At 69.7% G+C, this 19,764-nt stretch carries 24 protein-coding genes; 21 read left to right on the top strand and 3 right to left on the bottom strand.

The window, feature by feature from the left end; all coding sequences use genetic code 11:
* From pnuC to L0C25_RS22445, 6 genes are all read left to right on the top strand, one after another.
* Complete coding sequence (pnuC, locus tag L0C25_RS22470) at positions 1-681, top strand: nicotinamide riboside transporter PnuC (protein WP_271634032.1); 681 nt, start codon at positions 1-3, stop codon at positions 679-681.
* Positions 678-1,907, top strand: coding sequence for a bifunctional 3,4-dihydroxy-2-butanone-4-phosphate synthase/GTP cyclohydrolase II (locus tag L0C25_RS22465; RefSeq protein WP_271634031.1), 1,230 nt, complete (start codon positions 678-680; stop codon positions 1,905-1,907). Before pnuC ends, L0C25_RS22465 begins: the two co-directional genes overlap by 4 nt.
* An 85-nt stretch (positions 1,908-1,992) precedes the next feature.
* Entirely contained in the window at positions 1,993-2,472 is a 480-nt protein-coding gene (gene ribH / locus L0C25_RS22460) for a 6,7-dimethyl-8-ribityllumazine synthase (protein WP_271634030.1), read from the top strand.
* A 27-nt stretch (positions 2,473-2,499) separates the two neighbouring features.
* A complete protein-coding gene (locus L0C25_RS22455; RefSeq protein WP_271634029.1) occupies positions 2,500-2,763 on the top strand; it encodes a phosphoribosyl-ATP diphosphatase in 264 nt (87 codons plus the stop codon).
* A 25-nt stretch (positions 2,764-2,788) separates the two neighbouring features.
* The gene (hisG, locus tag L0C25_RS22450; RefSeq protein WP_271634027.1) at positions 2,789-3,634 is read left to right on the top strand and encodes an ATP phosphoribosyltransferase; all 846 of its coding nucleotides are present in this window, start codon (positions 2,789-2,791) and stop codon (positions 3,632-3,634) included.
* 7 nt (positions 3,635-3,641) lie between these two features.
* Positions 3,642-4,058 (top strand): PH domain-containing protein, encoded by a 417-nt coding sequence (locus tag L0C25_RS22445; protein WP_271634026.1) that lies wholly within the window; start codon positions 3,642-3,644, stop codon positions 4,056-4,058.
* A gap of 42 nt (positions 4,059-4,100) precedes the next feature.
* Here L0C25_RS22445 and L0C25_RS22440 read toward each other — a convergent pair whose 3' ends face one another.
* Positions 4,101-5,099, bottom strand: a complete 999-nt coding sequence (locus L0C25_RS22440; RefSeq protein ID WP_271634025.1) for an AraC family transcriptional regulator — start codon at positions 5,097-5,099, stop codon at positions 4,101-4,103.
* Between the two features lie 171 nt (positions 5,100-5,270).
* Between L0C25_RS22440 and L0C25_RS22435 the strand changes: the two genes are divergently transcribed.
* The 7 genes from L0C25_RS22435 to L0C25_RS22405 all read left to right on the top strand — a co-directional run bounded on the left by L0C25_RS22435 (position 5,271) and on the right by L0C25_RS22405 (position 10,822).
* Positions 5,271-6,659, top strand: coding sequence for an FAD-binding oxidoreductase (locus tag L0C25_RS22435; protein ID WP_271634024.1), 1,389 nt, complete (start codon positions 5,271-5,273; stop codon positions 6,657-6,659).
* Positions 6,656-7,690, top strand: a complete 1,035-nt coding sequence (locus L0C25_RS22430) for a hypothetical protein (protein ID WP_271634023.1) — start codon at positions 6,656-6,658, stop codon at positions 7,688-7,690. The genes L0C25_RS22435 and L0C25_RS22430 overlap by 4 nt, the downstream gene beginning before the upstream one ends.
* Before the next feature lie 40 nt (positions 7,691-7,730).
* Complete coding sequence (locus L0C25_RS22425) at positions 7,731-7,913, top strand: hypothetical protein (RefSeq protein WP_271634022.1); 183 nt, start codon at positions 7,731-7,733, stop codon at positions 7,911-7,913.
* 2 nt (positions 7,914-7,915) lie between these two features.
* Positions 7,916-8,278 (top strand): hypothetical protein, encoded by a 363-nt coding sequence (locus L0C25_RS22420; RefSeq protein ID WP_271634021.1) that lies wholly within the window; start codon positions 7,916-7,918, stop codon positions 8,276-8,278.
* A gap of 7 nt (positions 8,279-8,285) precedes the next feature.
* Entirely contained in the window at positions 8,286-9,446 is a 1,161-nt protein-coding gene (locus L0C25_RS22415) for an FAD-dependent monooxygenase (protein ID WP_271634020.1), read from the top strand.
* Positions 9,447-9,450: 4 nt separating this feature from the next.
* On the top strand, positions 9,451-10,239 hold the full coding sequence (locus tag L0C25_RS22410; RefSeq protein WP_271634019.1) for an alpha/beta fold hydrolase: 789 nt from the start codon (positions 9,451-9,453) through the stop codon (positions 10,237-10,239).
* A gap of 187 nt (positions 10,240-10,426) precedes the next feature.
* A complete protein-coding gene (locus L0C25_RS22405) occupies positions 10,427-10,822 on the top strand; it encodes a VOC family protein (protein ID WP_271634017.1) in 396 nt (131 codons plus the stop codon).
* On the opposite strand, the gene L0C25_RS22400 is transcribed toward L0C25_RS22405, so the two are convergent.
* Positions 10,815-11,492 (bottom strand): helix-turn-helix domain-containing protein, encoded by a 678-nt coding sequence (locus L0C25_RS22400; protein ID WP_271634016.1) that lies wholly within the window; start codon positions 11,490-11,492, stop codon positions 10,815-10,817. The two genes, L0C25_RS22405 and L0C25_RS22400, sit on opposite strands and share 8 nt — an antisense overlap.
* A gap of 15 nt (positions 11,493-11,507) precedes the next feature.
* Positions 11,508-11,942, bottom strand: a complete 435-nt coding sequence (locus tag L0C25_RS22395; RefSeq protein ID WP_271634015.1) for a hypothetical protein — start codon at positions 11,940-11,942, stop codon at positions 11,508-11,510.
* Between the two features lie 154 nt (positions 11,943-12,096).
* Here L0C25_RS22395 and L0C25_RS22390 point away from each other — a divergent pair, with 154 nt between their 5' ends.
* The 8 genes from L0C25_RS22390 to pheT all read left to right on the top strand — a co-directional run bounded on the left by L0C25_RS22390 (position 12,097) and on the right by pheT (position 19,673).
* Positions 12,097-12,633 (top strand): SseB family protein, encoded by a 537-nt coding sequence (locus L0C25_RS22390; RefSeq protein ID WP_271634014.1) that lies wholly within the window; start codon positions 12,097-12,099, stop codon positions 12,631-12,633.
* A gap of 79 nt (positions 12,634-12,712) precedes the next feature.
* Positions 12,713-13,540 (top strand): translation initiation factor IF-3, encoded by an 828-nt coding sequence (infC, locus tag L0C25_RS22385; protein WP_271634013.1) that lies wholly within the window; start codon positions 12,713-12,715, stop codon positions 13,538-13,540.
* 1 nt (position 13,541) lies between these two features.
* Positions 13,542-13,739 (top strand): large ribosomal subunit protein bL35, encoded by a 198-nt coding sequence (locus tag L0C25_RS22380; RefSeq protein ID WP_271634012.1) that lies wholly within the window; start codon positions 13,542-13,544, stop codon positions 13,737-13,739.
* 66 nt (positions 13,740-13,805) lie between these two features.
* Complete coding sequence (gene rplT, locus L0C25_RS22375; RefSeq protein WP_271634010.1) at positions 13,806-14,198, top strand: 50S ribosomal protein L20; 393 nt, start codon at positions 13,806-13,808, stop codon at positions 14,196-14,198.
* Complete coding sequence (locus tag L0C25_RS22370) at positions 14,182-15,003, top strand: TrmH family RNA methyltransferase (RefSeq protein ID WP_271634009.1); 822 nt, start codon at positions 14,182-14,184, stop codon at positions 15,001-15,003. The genes rplT and L0C25_RS22370 overlap by 17 nt, the downstream gene beginning before the upstream one ends.
* 9 nt (positions 15,004-15,012) lie before the next feature.
* Complete coding sequence (locus tag L0C25_RS22365; protein ID WP_271634008.1) at positions 15,013-16,050, top strand: sensor histidine kinase; 1,038 nt, start codon at positions 15,013-15,015, stop codon at positions 16,048-16,050.
* Between the two features lie 93 nt (positions 16,051-16,143).
* Positions 16,144-17,208, top strand: coding sequence for a phenylalanine--tRNA ligase subunit alpha (gene pheS / locus L0C25_RS22360; RefSeq protein ID WP_271634007.1), 1,065 nt, complete (start codon positions 16,144-16,146; stop codon positions 17,206-17,208).
* Entirely contained in the window at positions 17,208-19,673 is a 2,466-nt protein-coding gene (gene pheT / locus L0C25_RS22355; RefSeq protein ID WP_271634006.1) for a phenylalanine--tRNA ligase subunit beta, read from the top strand. The genes pheS and pheT overlap by 1 nt, the downstream gene beginning before the upstream one ends.
* Positions 19,674-19,764: the final 91 nt, after the last annotated feature.

Genomic DNA, 19,764 nt, shown 5'->3' with positions numbered 1-19,764 from the left:
ATGCTGGACTGGCTTCTGGAGGGCACGATCGCCGTCGGCGGCGGCACGTTGCTCGTCCGCGAGATCGTCGGCAACGGGTTCGGCATCGCCAGCGCGCTGCTCGGCAGCCGACGGTCGGTTGCGGCATGGCCCGTCGGCATCGTCGGCAACCTGATCCTGTTCACGGTCTTCGTCGGGGGAGTGCTGTCGAAGCCACAGGTGCACGACCTCTGGGGCCAGGCCGGGCGACAGGTGTTCTTCATGGCGGTGAGCGTCTACGGCTGGCAGCGCTGGCGGCAACGCCGTGCGCGCCAGGAAGCCGGCGACGGCAGCGCTCTCGTACCGGGCTGGGCCGGTCGGCGCGGGCTGGTCGAGCTCGCGCTGCTCGGCGTTGTCGGCATGCTGGTCTTCTATCCGACCCTTCGCGCACTCGGGTCCTGGGGTCCGCTCGGCGACGCGTGGATCCTCACCGGGAGCATCCTCGCGACGTACGGGATGGCGCGCGGGTGGATCGAGTTCTGGATCATCTGGATCGCCGTCGACGCAGTGGGCGTACCACTGCTCGTACGAGCGGAGTACTACCCGTCGGCAGCGCTCTACCTGCTGTACGGAGCGTTCTGCGTGTACGGCTTCGTAGCCTGGCTGCGGGCGCGTCGTCGGGCCCTTGCGGCCGGCGGCCGAACATCGGAGGTAACGGCATGACCGTGGTACTGGACCCGATCGAGCGGGCGGTCGACGAGGTCGGCGCCGGTCGTGCCGTCGTGGTGGTCGATGACGAGAACCGCGAGAACGAGGGCGACCTGATCTTCGCGGCGAGCAAGGCGACGCCGGAGCTGATGGCGTTCCTGGTCCGCCACACCAGCGGGCTGGTGTGCGCTCCGATCACGGGAGCGACCCTCGACCGGTTGGCGATCCCGCTGATGACACCGCACAACCGCGAGCGGATGCGCACCGCGTACACGATCTCGGTCGACGCCCGCGACGGCATCACCACCGGCATCTCGGCTGCCGATCGTACGAAGACCGTGCGCGTGCTCGCCGACTCCGCGACGGAGCCGTTCGAGCTGGTCCAGCCCGGCCATATCCTGCCGCTTCGCTATCACGAGGGCGGCGTCCTCGCGCGCGCCGGACATACCGAGGCGGCGGTCGATCTGGCCCGTCTCGCGGGTCTGACGCCGGCCGGTGTCATCGCCGAGATCGTGCACGACGACGGCACGATGATGCGGGCGGAGGCGTTGCGGGCATTCGCCGACGAGCACGGTTTGGCGATGGTCTCGATCGAGGACCTCATCACGTATCGTCGGCGGCACGAGTCGCAGGTCATACGCGAGACGCAGACCCAGCTGCCGACCGAGTTCGGCACGTTCGAGGTGTACGGCTATCGCAACGAGATCGACGACACCGAGCATCTGGCGCTCGTCTACGGCGACATCGGCGACGGCGCGGGCGTACTCACCCGCGTGCACTCCGAGTGCCTGACAGGTGACACGTTCGGGTCGCAGCGGTGCGACTGCGGTCCGCAGCTGCAGGCGTCGATGGCCGCCGCGATGGCCGCCGGTCGCGGCGTCGTCGTGTATCTGCGGGGGCACGAGGGCAGGGGGATCGGCCTGCTGCACAAGCTCCGTGCATACGCCCTGCAGGACCTCGGACACGACACGATCGAGGCCAACCTCGAGCTCGGCCTGCCCGCCGACGGCCGCGACTACGGCACGGGGGCGCAGATCCTGCGCGACCTCGGCGTCTCGTCGGTACGCCTGCTGACGAACAACCCCGACAAGATCACCGCCCTGGTGTCGTACGGTGTGGCCGTCGACGAGCGCGTCCCGCTCGCCATCAAGCCGACGGAGCACAACCTGCGGTACCTCCAGACGAAGGCCGAGCGCATGGGCCACGACCTTCCCGACCTCGCGGCAGGAGACCAGCGGTGAGTAGTGAGCGAGTGGCGCGGTCGGCGCGAGGAACGAGTGTCGCCCGCAGAGCAAGCGAACGATCGAACGCGAGGAAGGCACAGCGATGAGTGGTGCGGGTGCGCCCGATCTGAGCGGGCTGGACGCGTCGAGGCTGCGCATCAGCGTGGTCGCCGCGTCCTGGCATGACCAGGTGATGGATGGCCTGCTCGCCGGTGCGACGAGCGCACTCGGAGAGATGGGCATCGCCGAGCCGGAGGTGGTACGCGTGCCCGGCTCGTTCGAGCTGCCGGTCGTCGCCCGTCAGCTCGCCCGCCTCGGACGCGATGCGGTGATCGCACTCGGTGTGGTCATTCGCGGCGGCACACCGCACTTCGAGTACGTCAGCGCGGCGACGACCGACGGCCTGAGCAGGGTCGCGCTCGACACCGGAGTACCCATCGGGTTCGGGCTGCTCACCTGCGACGACGAGCAGCAGGCGCTCGACCGCGCGGGGTTGCCCGACAGCTCGGAGGACAAGGGCCGCGAGGCGGCGGAGGCGGCTGTCGCAACGCTGCTCACCCTGCGGGGGCTTCGCGACCACTGAACCCGACCGACCACTAGTGTTACCCGGGTGAAGACGTTCGACGGTCTGTTCGCCGAGCTCACCGAGCGCGCCGAGACGAGGCCCCCGGGTTCAGGTACGGTCGCGGCCCTCGATGCGGGCGTCCATACGATCGGCAAGAAGCTCGTCGAGGAGGCGGCCGAGTCATGGATGGCCGCAGAGCACGAGTCGCGCGAGCGGGCCGCCGAGGAGATCAGCCAGCTGCTGTACCACACCCAGGTGCTCATGCTGAGCCTCGGACTCAGCCTCGACGACGTGTACGAACACCTGTGAACCTCTCCGATCGAACGGACCCCCGATGTTGAAGATCGCCGTCCCGAACAAGGGGGCGCTGGCCGAGGCCGCCGTCGCGATGCTGGCCGAGGCCGGCTACCACCAGCGGCGCAGCAGCCGCGACCTGGTGATCCGCGATGTCGACAACGACGTCGAGTTCTTCTACCTGCGGCCGCGTGACATCGCCGTGTATGTCGGCGAGGGCACGCTCGACGTGGGCATCACCGGTCGCGATCTGCTGCTCGACTCCGGTGCCGACGCCGACGAGGTCAAGGGGTTGGGGTTCGGGCGGTCCAGCTTCCGGTTCGCCGTGCCTGCGGGGACGATGAGCGAGGTCTCCGATTTCGACGGTCGTCGCATCGCGACGTCCTACGCGACGGTGGTGCGCGCGTACCTGTCCGAGCGCGGCATCGACACCCATGTCGTACGCCTCGACGGCGCTGTCGAGTCCGCGATCCGACTCGGTGTCGCCGACGCGATCGCCGATGTGGTCGAGACGGGCAGCACGCTGCGGCAGGCGGGCCTCGAGGTGATCGGTGATCCGATCCTCGAGTCGGAGGCGGTGCTCATTCGACCCAACAACGCAAACGAGACCTCCGCGTACGACGTGTTCGAGCGGCGGCTGCAGGGCGTTCTCGTCGCACGCGCGTACGTGATGATGGACTACGACATCCGCACCGAGCACGTCGAGCGCGCGGTTGCGCTGACGCCCGGTATCGAGTCACCGACGGTGTCGCCGCTTCATCGAGAAGGGTGGGTCGCGGTCCGGTCGATGGTCCGGCGCGACGCCGCCCAGAAGGTGATGGACGAGCTCTGGGCGCTCGGAGCCCGCGGCACCCTGGTCACGGATATCCTCGCGTGCCGGTTGTGAGGTCGTCGTGACGTACCGGCCGATCGGGGCACGGATCATCGCGTACGTCGCGGTCGGCTGCTTCGCGGTGATGTTCGTGGTGATCGCGGCCGCCCTCCCGGACGAGGTGCGCGCCAGCATCAGCCCGCCGCAGCTGGTGACGCTGCTGTCGGTGTTCATCGGGGCCCTCGCGGTGCTCCACGGCATCGGTCGTACGCGGGTACGTACCGACAACACCGGGCTGCACATCCTGAACGGCTACCGCCGCCACGATCTGGTGTGGGCCGAGGTGATCTCGATCGAGCTCGGTCGCGACGCTCCCTGGGCGGTGATCGACACCACCGACGGCGAGGCGGTCTCGGTGATGGCGATCCAGGCCGCCGACGGCACCCGCGCCCGCGCCGCCGTACGCCGGCTGCGTGCCGAGATCGCCGACCACAGCTAACCCGAGCCGCGTTCCCGTTCTGGAGAGTTCGTCCGGGTGGCGTCACGGAGCGAGGGGCGGGTGGAGGTAACGCCCCTGGCCTCGTCGCCACGCACCAGGGGCTTCGCCGACCTCCCGTTTGAACGCGCGGTTGAACGCGGCTTCTGACTGGTAGCCCACGGCCGTGGCCGCCTGGGCGACGCTCAGGGTGCCGGACTCCAGCAGTCGGGCGGCGAGCTGGAGCCGCCACCGCGCCAGGTACTGCATCGGTGGGATGCCGACGTACGTGGTGAACTGCTCGGCGAACGAGGACCGTGACATGCCTACCTCGTGGGCGAGACGCTCCATCGTCCATGGGGCGGCGGCTCGCCCGTGCATCAGCCGCAGCGCGGCACCGACCTGTGGGTGGCGCACCCCGGCGAGCCAGCCCCGTTCGTCATCGCCGAGCTCGGCCAGATGGCTGCGGAGCGCCTCGACGAACATCAGCTCTGCAAGCTTGGCCAGCATGGCTTCGCGGCCAGAGCCGGCCTCGCCGCCACTTGTCTGCACCGCGGCGTCGATCAGGCTGGCAACCCATTGCCGACTCTGTGCGGAGACGGGTGAGTGGACGATGCGGGGCAGCGAGTCGAGCAGCGGGTTGAACGGCCGGGTGTCGCAGCCCAGGAACCCGCAGACGAACCGGGTGCGATCGGCCGTCGACTCCTGGCTCATGCGCAGCGAGAACGGCAGGGTTCTGTCGGGTGGACGGCGGTAGAGCGAGGGGTCGGGGATGCCGCGCATGCCGGGTGCGGAGGCCATCACGTTGGCGTCGCCCGCCGGGAAGGCCACCATGTCGCCGGCCTGCAACGCGACCGGGGGCTCGCCACCGTCGATGATCTCCGCCCAGCAGCTGCCCTGGGTGACCACGTGGAACGCGATGACCTGCTCGGCTCCCGACAGCACCTCGCGGTCGAGGGAGGCGACGCTGGGCGACTCCGTGACGAAGGGGGACCTGGCATCGACGTCGAAGAACACCGCGCCGGTCAGCCGCACCGACAAGAGCACGTCGGAGAGCACATCCATGGCCGCCTCCCGGACGTCCGGACAACCGTTCCGGACGTACTGACATGAATCTCGCACTTCGCGGACATACAGACAACAGTGCCGGACGAGCGGTCATTCAGTTCGGACCCGCTGCACTCCTACGGTCGATCACCGGCTCCTCGATGGGAGGGGCATTCACAAGGAGTCATCATGACGGTCGACATCATCAGCGACTTGGGGCAGCGCGTGCGCGGACGGGTCATCGACCGCGACGACCCGACGTACGCCGAAGCCCGGGCGCTCTACAACGGGATGATCGACAAGCGACCACTGCTTGTCGCGCAGTGCCTGGACGCCGCCGACGTGGTCACCTGTGTCGGCTACGCACGTGAGGCCGGCCTGGAGGTCGCGATCCGCGGCGGAGGACACAACGGGCCCGGTTTGGGCAGCGTGAACGACGGACTGGTCATCGACCTGTCTCGGATGCGCGGCGTCCGCGTCGACGTCGAGCACGGCACCGTGCGCGTTGCCGCCGGCTGCACCACCGGCGATGTCGACCACGCCACCCATGCGTACGGCCTCGCGGTGCCCTTCGGCATCGTCTCGACCACCGGCGTCGCCGGGCTCACTCTCGGCGGCGGCATGGGGTATCTCTCGCGTCAGCACGGCCTGACCATCGACAACCTCCTCGAGGCCGACGTCGTCCTGGCCGACGGCCGGCTGGTCACGGCGAGCCCGACCAGCCACGCCGACCTGTTCTGGGGCCTGCGCGGTGGCGGTGGCAACTTCGGCGTGGTCACCAGCTTCCTGTTCCAGGCCCACCCAGTTGGCCAGGTCTTCGCAGGTCCGGTGTTCTGGGGCCACGAACACACGGCGCAGGTCATGCGCACGTACCGCGAGTTCCTCGCCGAGGCCCCCGAAGAGCTCGGCAGCTTCGTCGGGATCAAGAAGGTCCCCGCCACGGAACCGTTCCCCGCCGAACACCACGGTGAACTAGCCTGCGCGGTCATCTCGTCGTTCAACGGCCCGGCCGATCGGGGCGCCGAGGTCATGGCTCGGCTGCTCGACCGTCTCCCGGAGCCGATGTTCAACTGGATGGACGAGATGCCTTTCCCAGCCATGCAGGGGCTGTTCGACCCGCTGCTCCGGCCGGGCCTGCAGTGGTACTGGCGTGGTGAGTACGTCCACGAACTCACCGACGCAGCCATCGAGGAACACATCGCCCAGAGCAGCGACATGGTCGGCGCCCTGTCGATGATGCACCTGTATCCCATCAACGGCGCCGTCCACCGGGTCGGCCCGACCGAAACGGCATGGAACGAGCGCTCGGCCACCTGGACGATGGTCATCGTCGCCGTGGACGAGGACCCGGCCCTTGCCGATGAGCTGAGTGCGTGGGCGAAGCGCTACTGGTCGGCCATCCACCAGCACACCAACAACGGTGGCTACGTGAACTTCATGATGGGCGACGGCGACGCCGCCCGCCTCGTCGCGACGTACGGCGAGAACTACGACCGGCTGGTCGCGCTGAAGCGCAAGTACGACCCGACCAACTTCTTCCACATCAACCAGAACATCCCGCTGGGGAGCACGTCATGAGACTCAGAACGATCGTCTTCGCGGCAGCACTCCTCGCAATGCTGGCGCCCTCGGCCACACCTGCGAGCGCCGGAGGGGATGCGACGAAGCAGACGGTGGCGAAGCGAACGGCGGAGGGACCGGTCGTCACCCCACTGGCGGAGTTCGGCAGCGGGCTGGCTTCGGGCAGCACGATCGGCCCCGACGGTGCGCTGTACGTGACCGACCCCAATGCCGGCAGCGTGCTGCGTGTCGACCGGAGGACCGGCGCCACCAGCACGTATGCCGACGGGCTGCCGCCGCAGGTGTTGGGCGTCGGTGGGGCCATGGACGTGGAGTTCATCGGCCGCACCGCCTACGTGCTCGTCACGATGGTCGGCGGGGACATCGTCGGCGGTGGACCCATTGGCGACGCGACCGTCGGCATCTACCGGCTCGGCCGCCACCGCAACGTCAAGGTGATCGCCGACATCGGTCAATGGTCGGTCGAACATCCTCCGGCCACGGACTTCTTCATCACCACCGGGGTGCAATACGCCCTGCAACGCCACGGGCGCGGGTTCCTGGTCACCGACGGACACCACAACCGCGTCCTTCACGTCGGGCTCCATGGCGACATCGCCGAGGTTCGGGCGTTCGGCAACGTCGTCCCGACCGGGTTGGAGACCATCGGATCCGTCGTGCTGGCAGCGCAGGCAGGACCCCTGCCGCACGACCCGGATGACGGCAAGGTCGTCGCCTTCGTGCGCCGATGGGGTGGCGCCATCGACCTCGCACGGGGTGCCAGCCTGCTCGTCGACGTGGAGTTCAGCCGGCGCGCGGGTCTCTACGCACTGTCCCAGGGCCATTGGGACGGCATGGCTGAGGGATCGCCTGCCTCGCCCGACACGGGGCGGCTGGTCAAGGTCTCCCGGCACGGGCACCTCGTCCCGGTTCGAGATGCCAACGGGTCCGAGATCGTGCTCGATCGGCCGACGTCGCTGGAGCTGGTGGGCAACACGGCGTACGTCGTGGGCCTCAGCGGCACCGTCGTCAAGATCAAGAACCTCTGACCCGCCACCAAGCGCACGCGCATTCCACGGAAGGACGAACATGCGACCGACGATCGACGGCAACGGCCCGGCCCGGGGTGCCCGGCTGTTCCGTCGGCTTGTCGGTGCCTCCTCCCGGCGGCAAACCAGCCACCCCATCAATGCACTGACCCGATCGGCCCTCGAGCGGGACGGCTTCGACCTCGGCCCGGTCGGCTTTCGTGACGGCTCGTTCAGGCGCTGACCATGTCCCTGCACACCGCCGCTGCCGTCGCGGGCACCGTCTCGACCGTACTCTTCGTGACGAGTTACCTGCCGATGTTGGTCAAGGCCGTCCGGACCCGCGACCTCAACTCCTACAGTGTGGGCAACCTGGCAGTCGCCAACGTCGGCAACCTGGTGCACACGATCTACGTCGTGTCCCTGCCGGTCGGGCCGATCTGGGTCCTGCACGGCTTCTATCTCGGCAGCACCGCACTGATGATGTGCTTGTGGCTCCGCCACCGCGAGAGACGGCCTGCCAAGCCACGGCGACCGTCGCCGGACCCCGGCGACTCCAGAGGATTCGCTGATGAACCGGCGATCGCCCATGCCCACGGATTAAGGTAGCCACCTGATGCGGGCGTCGACGGACCGGAGGGTACTCGTCGTGGGCGCGGGCGTCGCGGGGCTGGCGACCGCTCGCGCCCTGGCCGGGCGTGGGATCGAGTGCCGGATCGTCGAACGTCGCCGGCACCGGACCGACGATGGGTTGGCCCTCAACCTCCCGGGCAACGCTGTCGCGGGCCTGCGACACCTCGGTGCTGTGGCAGGTGTGCTTGCGGCGGGAGTACCCGTCGCCCGGCGCGAGTACCGCACTTCGGGCGGCAGGCTGCTGTTCGCGGTCGATGAGGCGAAGTTCTGGTCGCGGGTGGCGCCGTCGGTGTGTGCCCCCCACGCTGAGGTGTTGGACGCCCTCTCGGCGGGTGTCGCGATCGATTGGGGGCTCGACGCCACTTCGCTGGACCGGCAGCCGGACGGTCGCGTCCGGGTTTCGCTGTCCGACGGCACCGAGGAGGTTGTGAACCTCGTGGTAGCGGCGGACGGCGTGCACTCGACATTGCGGTCGTCGGTGACCGACACAGCGCCGCGCCGATCAGCGATGACGAACGCCAGTTGGCGGTTCGTGGTCGATGACCCCGGGATCGACTGCTGGACCGCCTGGACCGGGCATGGGCACGCATTCCTGCTCATCCCGGTCTCTCCGGGGCGCGTCTACGGGTACGCCTCGAGCAGCCGCGGTGGTGACGCCGGCGACGAGGCGGCTTGGCTGGCGGACGCGTACGCCCGCTTTCCCGAGCCGGTCACCACGTCGATCCGTCAGGCGTTGTCGGCCGACTCACCGCCGTACCACTCGCCCGTCGAGGAGGTCAGGATCGCGACCTGGCACGCCGATGGAGTCGTGTTGATCGGTGACGCCGCGCACGCAACCGGCCCGGTCTGGGCCGAAGGCGCGGGGATGGCGCTGGAGGACGCGATCGTGCTGGCCGACCTGCTGGCGAGGCACGATGACTGGTCCGTGGTCGGGGAAGCCTGGGAGACGGTACGACGGCCGCGCGTTGAGCACGTGCAGGCTGCCACCGACCGGATGTCCAAGCTGGCCGGGCTGCCGTCCTGGCTGTCCCACTCTGCGGCGCCCTTTGCCGGGCCCCGGGCTTATCGGGAAACCTACCGCCCGCTGCGCACTCCGGTCGCCGGGAAGCACGTGCCGGATGATCCGGCGCTGGATCCGGGGTGAGCGTATGCGGGTCGAGGTGAACGGCCTGGGCATCGATTTCGAGCGTGCCGGGACCGGGCCGGCGGTCGTCCTGGTGCCCGGCTTCGTCGGCGACGCCCGCGCAACCTGGGCCGGTCAGCTCGAAGCGCTCAGCGACGAGTTCACCGTGATCGCCTGGAACCCACCCGGGGCAGGAGGGTCCGCGGACCCTCCCGAGGACTTCGGCATCGACGGGTACGCCGACAGCCTGGCCGCGTTCCTCGAGGCACAGCGCATCGAGAGGGCGCACCTGGTCGGCCTGTCCTTCGGTGCCGCCCTCCTACTGGCGGCGTACCACCGGCACCGCCGGGTCGCGTCGTCGCTCACGCTGGTGGGCGGCTACGCGGGCTGGGTCGGCTCGCTCGGCGCCAAGATGGCCGACCAACGGCTGGCACGCTCCTTGTCCGCATCGGAGCTCGATCCCGACGAGTTCGTGGCCGCGATGGCCCCGTCCGTCTTCTCTCCATCGGCAGACCCGGACCTCGTTGCTCCGGCCCTCGACAGCATCCGCGCGTTCCATCCCATCGGTTTCCGCGCCATGGCACGCGCCAGTCACGCCGACCAGCGTCACGTGCTGCCGGAGATCGACGTGCCAACCCTGCTGCTGTACGCCGACCACGACGTCCGGGCTCCGGTCGCGATCGGCGAGGCGCTGGCCGCCGCGATCCCCGGTTCCGAGCTCGTCATCCTCACCGGTCCGGGTCACGCCATTCCCGTGGAGGCCCCGGACGAGGTCAACCGCGAGCTGCGCCGATTCCTGCGCTCAGTGGAGTAGCGCCCGCCGTACGCCGGCTGCGTGCCGAGATCGACGACCACACCTGACCGACGTCCCGCCGAGGTACGGCGTCCTGCCAATAGGAGGGGGTCCTATTGGCAGGACGCCGTACCTCGGCGGGTTTGGCCGGTCACGTGTGGCCGAAACCTTCAAGACGGGCGGCAAGCCCGATCCGTACGTTGATCGCATGACGACACCACAACTCGACATGATCGGCCTGATCGCCGACGACCTGACCCGCTCGCTCGCGTTCTACCGGCGCCTCGGCCTCGAGTTCGCCGACGATGCCGAGTCGCAGCAGCATGTGGAGGCGACACTGCCTGGCGGTATCCGTATCGCCTGGGACACCGTCGAGACGATCCGCAGCTTCCTCCCCGACTTCGAGGCGTCACATGGAGGTGGTCGTATCGGCCTCGCGTTCAAGTGCGCGGATGCGGCCGCGGTGGACAGCACCTACGAGGAGTTCGTGGCCGACGGATACACCGGGTTGCACGAGCCGTGGGATGCGGCCTGGGGACAGCGTTACGCCACCATCGAGGACCCCGACGGCAACTCGGTCGACCTGTTCGCCTGGCTCACGTGAGCAACGCCGATAGCGGCGCGCCCGCGAGCGTACGCACCTCGCGGGCCAGGTGCGGCTGGTCGGCGTAGCCCGAGCGCACGGCGGCGTCGGCGACCGGTACGCCATCGCGCGCGAGCGCGATAGCGGTCTGGAAGCGATGGATGCGCGCGAGCATCTTCACGCCGTAGCCGAACGCCGCATGGGTACGACGCCGCAGCTGCCGCTCGCTCAGCGAGATCGCGCGGGCGACCGCCGGGACCGGCATCCCGCGGCGCGCGAGCGCGTCGACGTACGCCATGACCGGATCGGGAGCACTCTCCTCGAGGCGGGCGCCGACGATCCGCTCGAGCTCCGCGGCGACATCGGGAGCCGCGGCCATCTGTGCCCTGAGCCGGCGCGCCTCTCGTACGCCCCAGACCTCCGCGAGACGCGCGCGCCGGTCGCGCAGCTCATCGGCCGGTACGCTGAGCGCCCTCGGCAGTACGCCGGCGGCCAGACGGATCCCGACGACGCTTCGACGCGCGGACGACCGCGAGACGTACGCCCGAGTGTCGGGACCGGCGATCACCAGCTCGTCGTCGAGCCACAGCAGGTCCATGCAGCCGTCGGGCAGCACGCGCCCGCCGGCCGGCTCGCCACCGACCGACCAGACGACCGCCGACTCGATCGACGAGGCGCGCTCAACGTACACGCTGGATCGCCCGGCTCACTCGATGCCGTGCCGCCGCAGGATCGCTTCGATGTCGTCGGCTTCCTCGTCGACCGGCGCGGACTTCTTGGCCTTGACCTGCTTGCGTGCCTTGTCGTCGACGGGCTCGGGCGAGCCGCCGCGGCGCTTGCGTCGACCGGTGAGGAACGCGCCGCCGCCGATCATCAGCACGGAGACGAACGACAGCCCGACGCCGAGCCACGCGAGGGGGCTGAACGCGAACGTGGTGGCCCAGTCGGCCACGGCGTCGAACACGCGCACGGTGAACCGCATGAGTCCCATGAAGTAGAGGCCCCACGGCAGCAGCGTCCAGCCGAGCCGGCGGATGATCGCCGAGCGGTCACCGTTCTTGTACGCACGCCAGGTCGCGAACGCGCCGATGGCCGACAACAGGATCGTCCACGGCAGCCATTCGAGCGATGAGGAACCCATGTCTCCAGTCTGCCTCACTCGTGCACACCGGCGACAGATACCGTGCACCTGTGCCGCTCGCCAGGTCGTGTCTGCCGATCCGGCGTCGATCAGTGAGCGGGATATCCGCGCCGACCTGGCAAGGCGCGGGAGTGAGATTGGAGTGGATCCTCCTATGAACGACCGTAACGTGGCCAGGTCGGATGCGGGATCACGCGAGCCGGCGGCGGATCGGCAGACATGGCCTGGTCCCGCGTTTCCCGACGACGACGGCTCGACGGACGCCGCCGTCGTCGATGCGCTCGCGTCGTACGAGGCCGACCGCGACCTGCGTCCGGTGCTCACCGCACTCACCCGCAGCCGGGTGCTCGTACCCGTCGTCGCCGTTCTCGCGGGGGAGCGGGCGGCGGACGGATCTGACAAACAGGCCGAGATGGCCGCCGTGCTGATGACCGGACGCGACGGCCGCAACGCGCTCCTCGCGTTCACCGGCCTGGAGGCACTGCGACGCTGGGACCCCGACGCTCGACCCGTGCCCGTACCGTTCGCCCAGGCGGCGCAGGCGGCGCGCTCCGAGGGTGCTGCCGCAGTCGTGCTCGACATCGCCGGCCCGGTGCGTACCGTGGTGACCGACGCCGACCTGACCCACAGCGCCGACGGCTCGGTGCTGACCCGAACCGACGCCGGTTACGTGTGGGTCGACCGCACCTGAGCCGCGATTGTGCGCTCGTGCGACCGCGCTGCTACTCTTGACCGCGACCGGTTCGCGCTGTCCGCAGTACGAACCTCAAGTGGAGCCCACCTCCCACCCGCATCGACCGTCCAGGTCGTCGGGTTCGGTCGGATCGTTGCAGGCAACCGTACGCACGGCGCCCGCCACGCTCCTCGGTGGTCTCCGCGGTCTCCAGACTCATCGGACACCAGGAGGACCCATCAGCAACGAGTTGCGCGTCAATGACAGGATTCGTGTAGCCGAAGTCCGTCTCGTCGGCCCCAACGGCGAGCAGGTCGGCATCGTACGTATCGACGACGCGTTGCGGTTGGCCCAGGAATCAGATCTCGATCTGGTCGAAGTGGCGCCCACCGCCCGGCCGCCGGTCTGCCGCCTCATGGACTACGGAAAGTTCAAGTACGAGGCAGCGCAGAAGGCCCGCGAGTCCCGCCGCAACCAGACGAACACCATCATCAAAGAGATGAAGCTGCGGCCGAAGATCGACCAGCACGACTACGACACCAAAAAGGGTCACGTCGTCCGGTTCCTTCGGCAGGGCGACAAGGTCAAGATCACCATCATGTTCCGTGGCCGCGAGCAGCACCGACCCGAGCTCGGGTTCCGGCTGCTGCAGCGACTGTCCGAGGACGTCGACGAGCTCGGCTTCGTCGAGGCGGCGCCCCGGCAGGACGGCCGCAACATGACGATGGTCCTCGCACCGCACAAGAAGAAGGCCGAGGCCCGCAAGGAGGCCAAGGAAGAGAAGGCCCGCGCGGCCTCCGAACGCGAGGCGGAGCGGGAGGCCGAGAAGGAGTACGACCGCGTCCACCGCGAAGAGCACCAACACGTTGCGCCGGCCAAGCCACGCCGGCGCTCCGAGAACATCGACCCCGACGTAGAGGTATGAAATGCCCAAGATGAAGCCCAACTCGGGCATCAAGAAGCGCGTCAAGGTGACCGGCACCGGCAAGCTGATGCACGCGCACGGTCGCCGTCGTACGCACCTGCAGCAGAAGTCCGGCAGCGGCGCTGCCCGGCGTGAGGATGCGAACCAGCCCATCTCGAAGGCCGACGCGCCGCGCGTGAAGAAGCTCCTTGGCAAGTGATCGCACGCGGCGTTGCCACGCCGCCGATCACGTACCGAGGCGAAGAGACCGACAAGGAGTAATCAGATGGCACGCGTCAAGCGGTCAGTCAACGCAGCGAAGAAGCGCCGGGTAACCCTGGAGCGCGCGTCCGGATACCGCGGTCAGCGCTCCAGGCTCTACCGCAAGGCGAAGGAGCAGGTCACCCACTCCTTCGTTTACAGCTACCGCGACCGTCGCGCTCGCAAGGGCGACTTTCGCCGGCTGTGGATCCAGCGCATCAACGCCGCATCTCGGGCGCACGGCCTGACGTACAACCGGTTCATCCAGGGCCTGCGCGAGGCGGGCGTCGAGGTCGACCGGAAGAACCTCGCCGAGCTCGCCGTCAACGAGCCGGCCGCGTTCGAGGCGCTCGTCGAGGTCGCCAAGCAGCACCTCCCGAGCGACGTCAACGCGAAGAAGGATGACGCGGCGGCCTGACGCCGAGCCGCCAACACCGGAGCCGCTGACACCGACCACGGGTCGGGTCAAGCGGCTCCGGCGACTCGGCACCAGAACGTATCGCCAGCAGCGGCGCGAGTTCCTGGCCGAGGGACCGCGGGCCGTACGCGAGTCGCTCGGCCGGCCCGGCACGGTGCTCGAGGTGTTCGCGACGGCCGCGGCGTACGACCGCTACCTGGCGGCCGACGCGACTCCGTGCACGGTGGTCGACGACGGCGTGATCGCGGCACTGTCCGACACGGTCCACCCGCAGGGGATCGTCGCGCATTGCCGGTTCGTCGACGAACCCGTCGCAGAGATCACCGCACGTTCGCCGCGCCTGACGGCGATCTGCGCCGACGTACGCGACCCGGGCAACGCGGGGACGGTGATCCGTTGCGCCGACGCGGCCGGCGCCGACGCCGTACTCTTCGGCGGTCACAGCGTCGACCCGTACAACGCGAAGGCGGTACGCGCGAGCGTCGGCAGCATCTTCCACGTCGGCATCGGTGTCGACGCGGACCTGGTGCGGCTCGTCGCCGACGTACGCGCGCAGGGAGTCCAGGTGCTTGCGGCCGACGGGTCGGGGTCGTCCGACCTGTTCGCGCTCGACCGGTCGGGAGCACTGCGGCGACCGACCGCATGGCTGTTCGGCAACGAGGCGTGGGGTCTTCCCGATGAGGTCCGTGCGTTGGCCGACGACGTCGTGTCGGTGCCGATCTACGGCCGCGCGGAGAGCCTGAACCTCGCGACCGCGGCGGCGGTGTGCCTCTATACGTCGGCACGCGCGCAGCAAGTGCACTAGCGTGCGGTCATGGAGCTCGACGCGCTGCCCGACGGTGTCCTCGTCGCAGCTGCCGACGGCGTCGTCTCGGAGGTCAACACCACGCTCGAGCGGCTGCTGGGCAGCTCGCGGTCCGACCTGGTCGGCAAGCACCTCGCGGATGTGCTCGTACTCGACGACAAGCAGGGCAACAGCTGGTACGCGTGTCACCGCCCGTACGAGGGGTTCGCGAACCGTACGCGCATCGCGGAGGGTAGCTGGTACACCCCCGACGGCACGGAGCTGCTGGTCACCGCCACGCTGGAGCGTCTGCGCCCGCGCGGCGCCGTGCAGCGGGTCGTGATGTGCATCCGCAACGGCCGCGCCCGTGCGGCGAAGGACCGAACCCGCTCCGACCTGGTCGCGACGGTCGCGCACGAGCTGCGGTCTCCGCTCACCGGCGTCAAGGGATTCACCGCCACCTTGCTGCGCAAGTGGGACCGGTTCAGCGACGATCAGCGCAAGCTGATGCTGGAGACGATCGACAACGACGCGAACCGGCTGAGCCGGCTGATCACCGAGCTGCTCGATGCCGCCCGAATCGACTCGGGCCGGCTGACGCTGCGGCCGCGGCCGATCCGGCTGGCAGAGACGGTGCAGGGCGTACTCGACAGTATCTCGGCGGGCACCGGTCAACCGCTGGCCGTCGACGAGGAGGGCGACGTCGCGACCATCTGGGCCGATCCGGACCGCGTCGCGCAGCTGGTGACGAACGTGGTCGAGAACGCGATGCGGCATGGCCGCGGCGCCGCGCGGATCAGCGTGCGCCGGCCCCGTGACGATCGCGACGGTGCCGTGCTCGTGGTCGAGGACGACGGTCCGGGCATCCCGCCGGAGATGCGGTCGCGCATCTTCACCCGCTTCTGGAAGTCCGGCGAGCGCGGCGGCAGCGGGCTCGGTCTGTACATCGTCCGGGGCATCGTCGAGGGCCACCATGGTGAGGTCGGCATCGGCGACGCCGACGGTGGCGGAGCGCGGGTCACGGTGTGGCTGCCCGTCAACCAGCCCGAGATACTCGACGCGCAATAGGCAGGCGACCGGACGAGCAGTAACCCGGTGGCGGTGCGTGTCTCGGAGTTTCTAGACTCAGGCAGCGAACCCACCCGCCGATGGAAGGCCCGCATGTCCGACGACGACCGCACGATCGAGGAGCTTCGTGACGCCGCGCTGACGGCGATCGCGGGCGCAGGATCGCTCGAGGATCTCAAACAGGTGCGGCTGGAGCACGCCGGTGACCGATCTCCGCTCGCACTCGCGAACCGGTCGATCGGGTCGATGCCGGCGGCGGAGCGCAAGTCGGCCGGGCAGCGGATCGGCGCCGCGCGCAAGGCCGTCTCGACCGAGCTCGCCGCGCGTACCGAAGCGTTGGAGATCGAGGCCGAGGCGCGGATGCTCGTCGACGAGGCCGTCGACGTCACGCTTGCGTACGACCGTGACCCGGTGGGGGCCAGGCATCCCGTGACCACACTCGACGAGCGGATCGCGGACGTGTTCGTCGCCATGGGATGGGAGGTCGCCGAGGGGCCGCAGGTCGAGGCCGAGTGGCTGAACTTCGATGCGCTCAACCTCGGGCCCGATCACCCCGCGCGTACGCTCCAGGACACGTTCTGGGTCGCGCCTTCGTCGGACGCCAAGGTGCTTCGTACGCACACCTCTCCGGTGCAGGCGCGCGCGATGCTCACCCGGGAGCCGCCGCTGTACGTCGTGTCGCCGGGCAGGGTGTTCCGTACCGACGAGCTGGACGCGACCCACACGCCGGTGTTCCATCAGGTCGAGGGACTCGCCGTCGACGAGGGCATCACGATGGGACATCTGAAGGGCACGCTCGACCACTTCGCCCGGTCCATCTTCGGCGCGGTCAGCGTGACCCGCTTCCGCCCGTCGTACTTCCCGTTCACCGAGCCGAGCGCGGAGTTCGACCTGCGCTGCTTCGTCTGCGACGACGAGCCCGACGCACGCGCGACGTGTCGTACGTGCCGGGGCGAGGGCTGGATCGAGTGGGGCGGCTGCGGAGTCGTCAACCCGCGCGTGCTGGTCGCGTGCGGCGTCGACCCTAAGCGCTACACCGGTTTCGCGTTCGGCATGGGCATCGACCGCTCACTGATGGTCCGCCACGGTGTCGCCGACATCCGCGACCTGTTCGACGGGGACGTCCGCTTCCCCCGCCCCTTCGGAATCGAGGTCTGATGCGCGTCCCCATCTCTTGGCTGCGTGAGTACGTCGCGCTGCCGGACGGCCTGACGGCCGAGGCACTCGCTGCGCGGCTCACCTCCTTCGACCTCAAGCTCGAGGAGATCGTCGCCTCCGACGTGCGCGGCCCGCTCGTCGTCGGGCGGGTGCTGTCGTTCGAGTCGGAGGAGCACAAGAACGGCAAGACCGTCCGGTGGTGCCAGGTCGACGTCGGCGAGGACGAGCCGCGCGGCATTGTCTGCGGCGCGCACAACTTCGCCGAGGGCGACCTGATCGTCGCCGTGCTACCGGGAGCCGTGCTGCCCGGGGGTTTCGAGATCTCCGCTCGCAAGACGTACGGGCACGTCTCCGACGGCATGATCTGCTCGGCGCGCGAGCTCGGACTCGGCGACGACCACGACGGCATCATGGTGCTCGAAGCCGATGCGGGGCAGGTGGGCGATGACGCCATCGCCCTGCTCGGCCTCGACGACGTGGTGCTCGATCTCGAGGTCAACCCCGACCGTGCGTACGCGCTGTCGCTGCGCGGTGTCGCGCGCGACGCGGCGATCGCGTACGAGGTGCGGTTCGACGATCCGGCCGCGATCGCGGTCGCGGGCGAAGGGGAGGCGTACCCGGTCGTGGTCGAGGCTCCCGATGCGTGCCCCGTCTTCTCGGTACGTACCGTCAGCGGCTTCGACCCGGGCCGGCCGACGCCGAGCTGGATCGCCCGCCGCGTCCAGGCGGCCGGCATGCGGCCCATCTCGCTCGCGGTCGACATCACCAACTACGTGATGCTCGAGCTCGGCCAGCCGATTCACGGCTACGACGGGCAGCGGCTGTCCGGCCCGATCGTCGTACGCCGCGCGAAGGAAGGCGACAAGCTCACCACGCTCGACGGCGTCGCGCGTACGCTCGCGGCGACCGACCTGCTCATCACCGACGACTCCGGCCCGATCGGGCTCGCCGGCGTCATGGGCGGCGAGAACACCGAGCTGCACGCCGAGACGACCGACATTGTGATCGAGGCGGCGTACTTCGAGCCGACCGGCATCGCGCACACCGCCCGGACGCACAAGCTGCCGTCGGAGGCGTCGAAACGCTTCGAGCGCGGCGTCGATCCGGCGCTCGGTGCCCGGGCGGCGCAGCGGGTCGCCGAGCTGCTGGTCGAGCACGGCGGCGGCACCATCGACGACGGACTCACCGTCGTCGGCTCGGTGCCCGAGCCGCCGGTGATCGAGCTGCCCGAAGACCTCCCCGAGCGGGTGACCGGAGTCGAGATCGGCCGCTCGGCCGTCGTGGACGCGCTGGTCGCCAACGGCTGTGCGGTCGAGGGCGACACCGGACTCCTGCACGTCGTGCCACCGACCTGGCGCTACGACCTGACCGACCCGTACGACCTCGTCGAGGAGGTCATCCGAGTCGTCGGGTACGACCAGGTGCCGTCGGTGCTGCCGGTCGCGCCGGCCGGGCGTGGCCTCACCGCGAAGCAACGGCTGCGTCGTCGGGTCGGCCGGGCAGCGTCCGGTGCCGGCTACGTCGAGGTCAAGACGTTCCCGTTCGTGGGTCCGGCCGACTGGGACAGGCTCGGCCTCGCCGCCGACGATCCGCGCCGCCGCATCGTCGAGCTCGAGAACCCGCTCTCCACGGAGGAGCCCGGACTCACCACGTCGCTACTTCCGCTGCTGCTGCGCGCCGCTTCGCGCAATGCCGGCCGCGGTCAGCCGGACCTTGCGCTGTACGAGCTGGCGCCGGTGTTCCTGCCGGGCGAGGCCGCTCGGGCGGCGCCGATCCTGCCGGTGTCGCGGCGACCGTCCGCCGACGAGATCCGCGAGCTCGACGCCGCGCTGCCTGCGCAGCCGTTGCATCTCGGTGCCGTGCTGACGGGTGATCGCTCACCCGCGGGCTGGTGGGGCGACGCCCGGCCGGCGACCTGGGCCGATGCCATCGCGCTCGTACGACAGATCGCCCGGGTCCTCGCGGTCGACATCGAGGTGACCGGCGACGCGTACGTACCGTGGCACCCCGGCAGATGTGCGGCGATCCGTGTCGGTGGGGAGACGATCGGCCACGCGGGCGAGCTGCACCCACGGGTCGTGCGCGCGTACGACCTGCCGGAGCGGGCGGCCGCGGTAGAGATCGACCTCGACGTGCTCCTCGCCGCGGCGACAGAGGTCGTACGCCCCGAGCCGCTGTCGCACTACCCGGTGGCGAAGGAGGACGTCGCGTTGATCGTCGACGTCGCCGTGCCGAGTGCCGCGGTCGCGGAGGCGTTGCGCCGCGGGGCCGGCGACCTGCTGGAGTCGGTGCGGCTGTTCGACGTGTACACCGGCGAACCCGTACCGGCAGGGAGCAAGTCGCTCGCGTACGCGCTGCGGTTCCGCGCCCCCGACCGTACGCTCACCGAGGCGGAGACCGCCGTCGCGCGGGACGCGGCCGTTGCCGCCGCGGCCGCCGACCACGGCGCCGTGCAGCGGGCGTAGCGGTAGCGGTCCTCGGCGGACGGATCTTTAGACGGCGCGGTTGATATACGGGCGTTGCGTCTAAAGATCCGTCTGCGCGCGCACCGACCCG

It is taken from the genome of Solicola gregarius (genome assembly GCF_025790165.1).
GTDB classification, from domain to species: domain Bacteria; phylum Actinomycetota; class Actinomycetes; order Propionibacteriales; family Nocardioidaceae; genus Solicola; species Solicola gregarius.
Note: the sequence above shows the minus strand (reverse complement) of the source record. Positions and strands in the feature narration are given on the sequence as shown.

What these genes read in the sequence shown, in the direction of transcription:
- L0C25_RS22410 (WP_271634019.1), top strand. Translation starts at nt 9,451, where the DNA reads ATGCGGGTCGAGGTGAACGGCCTGGGCATCGATTTCGAGCGTGCCGGG.
- L0C25_RS22405 (WP_271634017.1), top strand. Translation starts at nt 10,427, where the DNA reads ATGACGACACCACAACTCGACATGATCGGCCTGATCGCCGACGACCTG.
- L0C25_RS22420 (WP_271634021.1), top strand. Translation starts at nt 7,916, where the DNA reads ATGTCCCTGCACACCGCCGCTGCCGTCGCGGGCACCGTCTCGACCGTA.
- L0C25_RS22365 (WP_271634008.1), top strand. Translation starts at nt 15,013, where the DNA reads ATGGAGCTCGACGCGCTGCCCGACGGTGTCCTCGTCGCAGCTGCCGAC.
- rplT (WP_271634010.1), top strand. Translation starts at nt 13,806, where the DNA reads ATGGCACGCGTCAAGCGGTCAGTCAACGCAGCGAAGAAGCGCCGGGTA.
- ribH (WP_271634030.1), top strand. Translation starts at nt 1,993, where the DNA reads ATGAGTGGTGCGGGTGCGCCCGATCTGAGCGGGCTGGACGCGTCGAGG.
- hisG (WP_271634027.1), top strand. Translation starts at nt 2,789, where the DNA reads ATGTTGAAGATCGCCGTCCCGAACAAGGGGGCGCTGGCCGAGGCCGCC.
- L0C25_RS22390 (WP_271634014.1), top strand. Translation starts at nt 12,097, where the DNA reads ATGAACGACCGTAACGTGGCCAGGTCGGATGCGGGATCACGCGAGCCG.
- pheT (WP_271634006.1), top strand. Translation starts at nt 17,208, where the DNA reads ATGCGCGTCCCCATCTCTTGGCTGCGTGAGTACGTCGCGCTGCCGGAC.
- L0C25_RS22440 (WP_271634025.1), bottom strand. Translation starts at nt 5,099, where the DNA reads ATGGATGTGCTCTCCGACGTGCTCTTGTCGGTGCGGCTGACCGGCGCG.
- pnuC (WP_271634032.1), top strand. Translation starts at nt 1, where the DNA reads ATGCTGGACTGGCTTCTGGAGGGCACGATCGCCGTCGGCGGCGGCACG.
- L0C25_RS22380 (WP_271634012.1), top strand. Translation starts at nt 13,542, where the DNA reads ATGCCCAAGATGAAGCCCAACTCGGGCATCAAGAAGCGCGTCAAGGTG.
- L0C25_RS22395 (WP_271634015.1), bottom strand. Translation starts at nt 11,942, where the DNA reads ATGGGTTCCTCATCGCTCGAATGGCTGCCGTGGACGATCCTGTTGTCG.
- L0C25_RS22415 (WP_271634020.1), top strand. Translation starts at nt 8,286, where the DNA reads ATGCGGGCGTCGACGGACCGGAGGGTACTCGTCGTGGGCGCGGGCGTC.
- L0C25_RS22370 (WP_271634009.1), top strand. Translation starts at nt 14,182, where the DNA reads ATGACGCGGCGGCCTGACGCCGAGCCGCCAACACCGGAGCCGCTGACA.
- L0C25_RS22425 (WP_271634022.1), top strand. Translation starts at nt 7,731, where the DNA reads ATGCGACCGACGATCGACGGCAACGGCCCGGCCCGGGGTGCCCGGCTG.
- L0C25_RS22435 (WP_271634024.1), top strand. Translation starts at nt 5,271, where the DNA reads ATGACGGTCGACATCATCAGCGACTTGGGGCAGCGCGTGCGCGGACGG.
- L0C25_RS22465 (WP_271634031.1), top strand. Translation starts at nt 678, where the DNA reads ATGACCGTGGTACTGGACCCGATCGAGCGGGCGGTCGACGAGGTCGGC.
- pheS (WP_271634007.1), top strand. Translation starts at nt 16,144, where the DNA reads ATGTCCGACGACGACCGCACGATCGAGGAGCTTCGTGACGCCGCGCTG.
- L0C25_RS22430 (WP_271634023.1), top strand. Translation starts at nt 6,656, where the DNA reads ATGAGACTCAGAACGATCGTCTTCGCGGCAGCACTCCTCGCAATGCTG.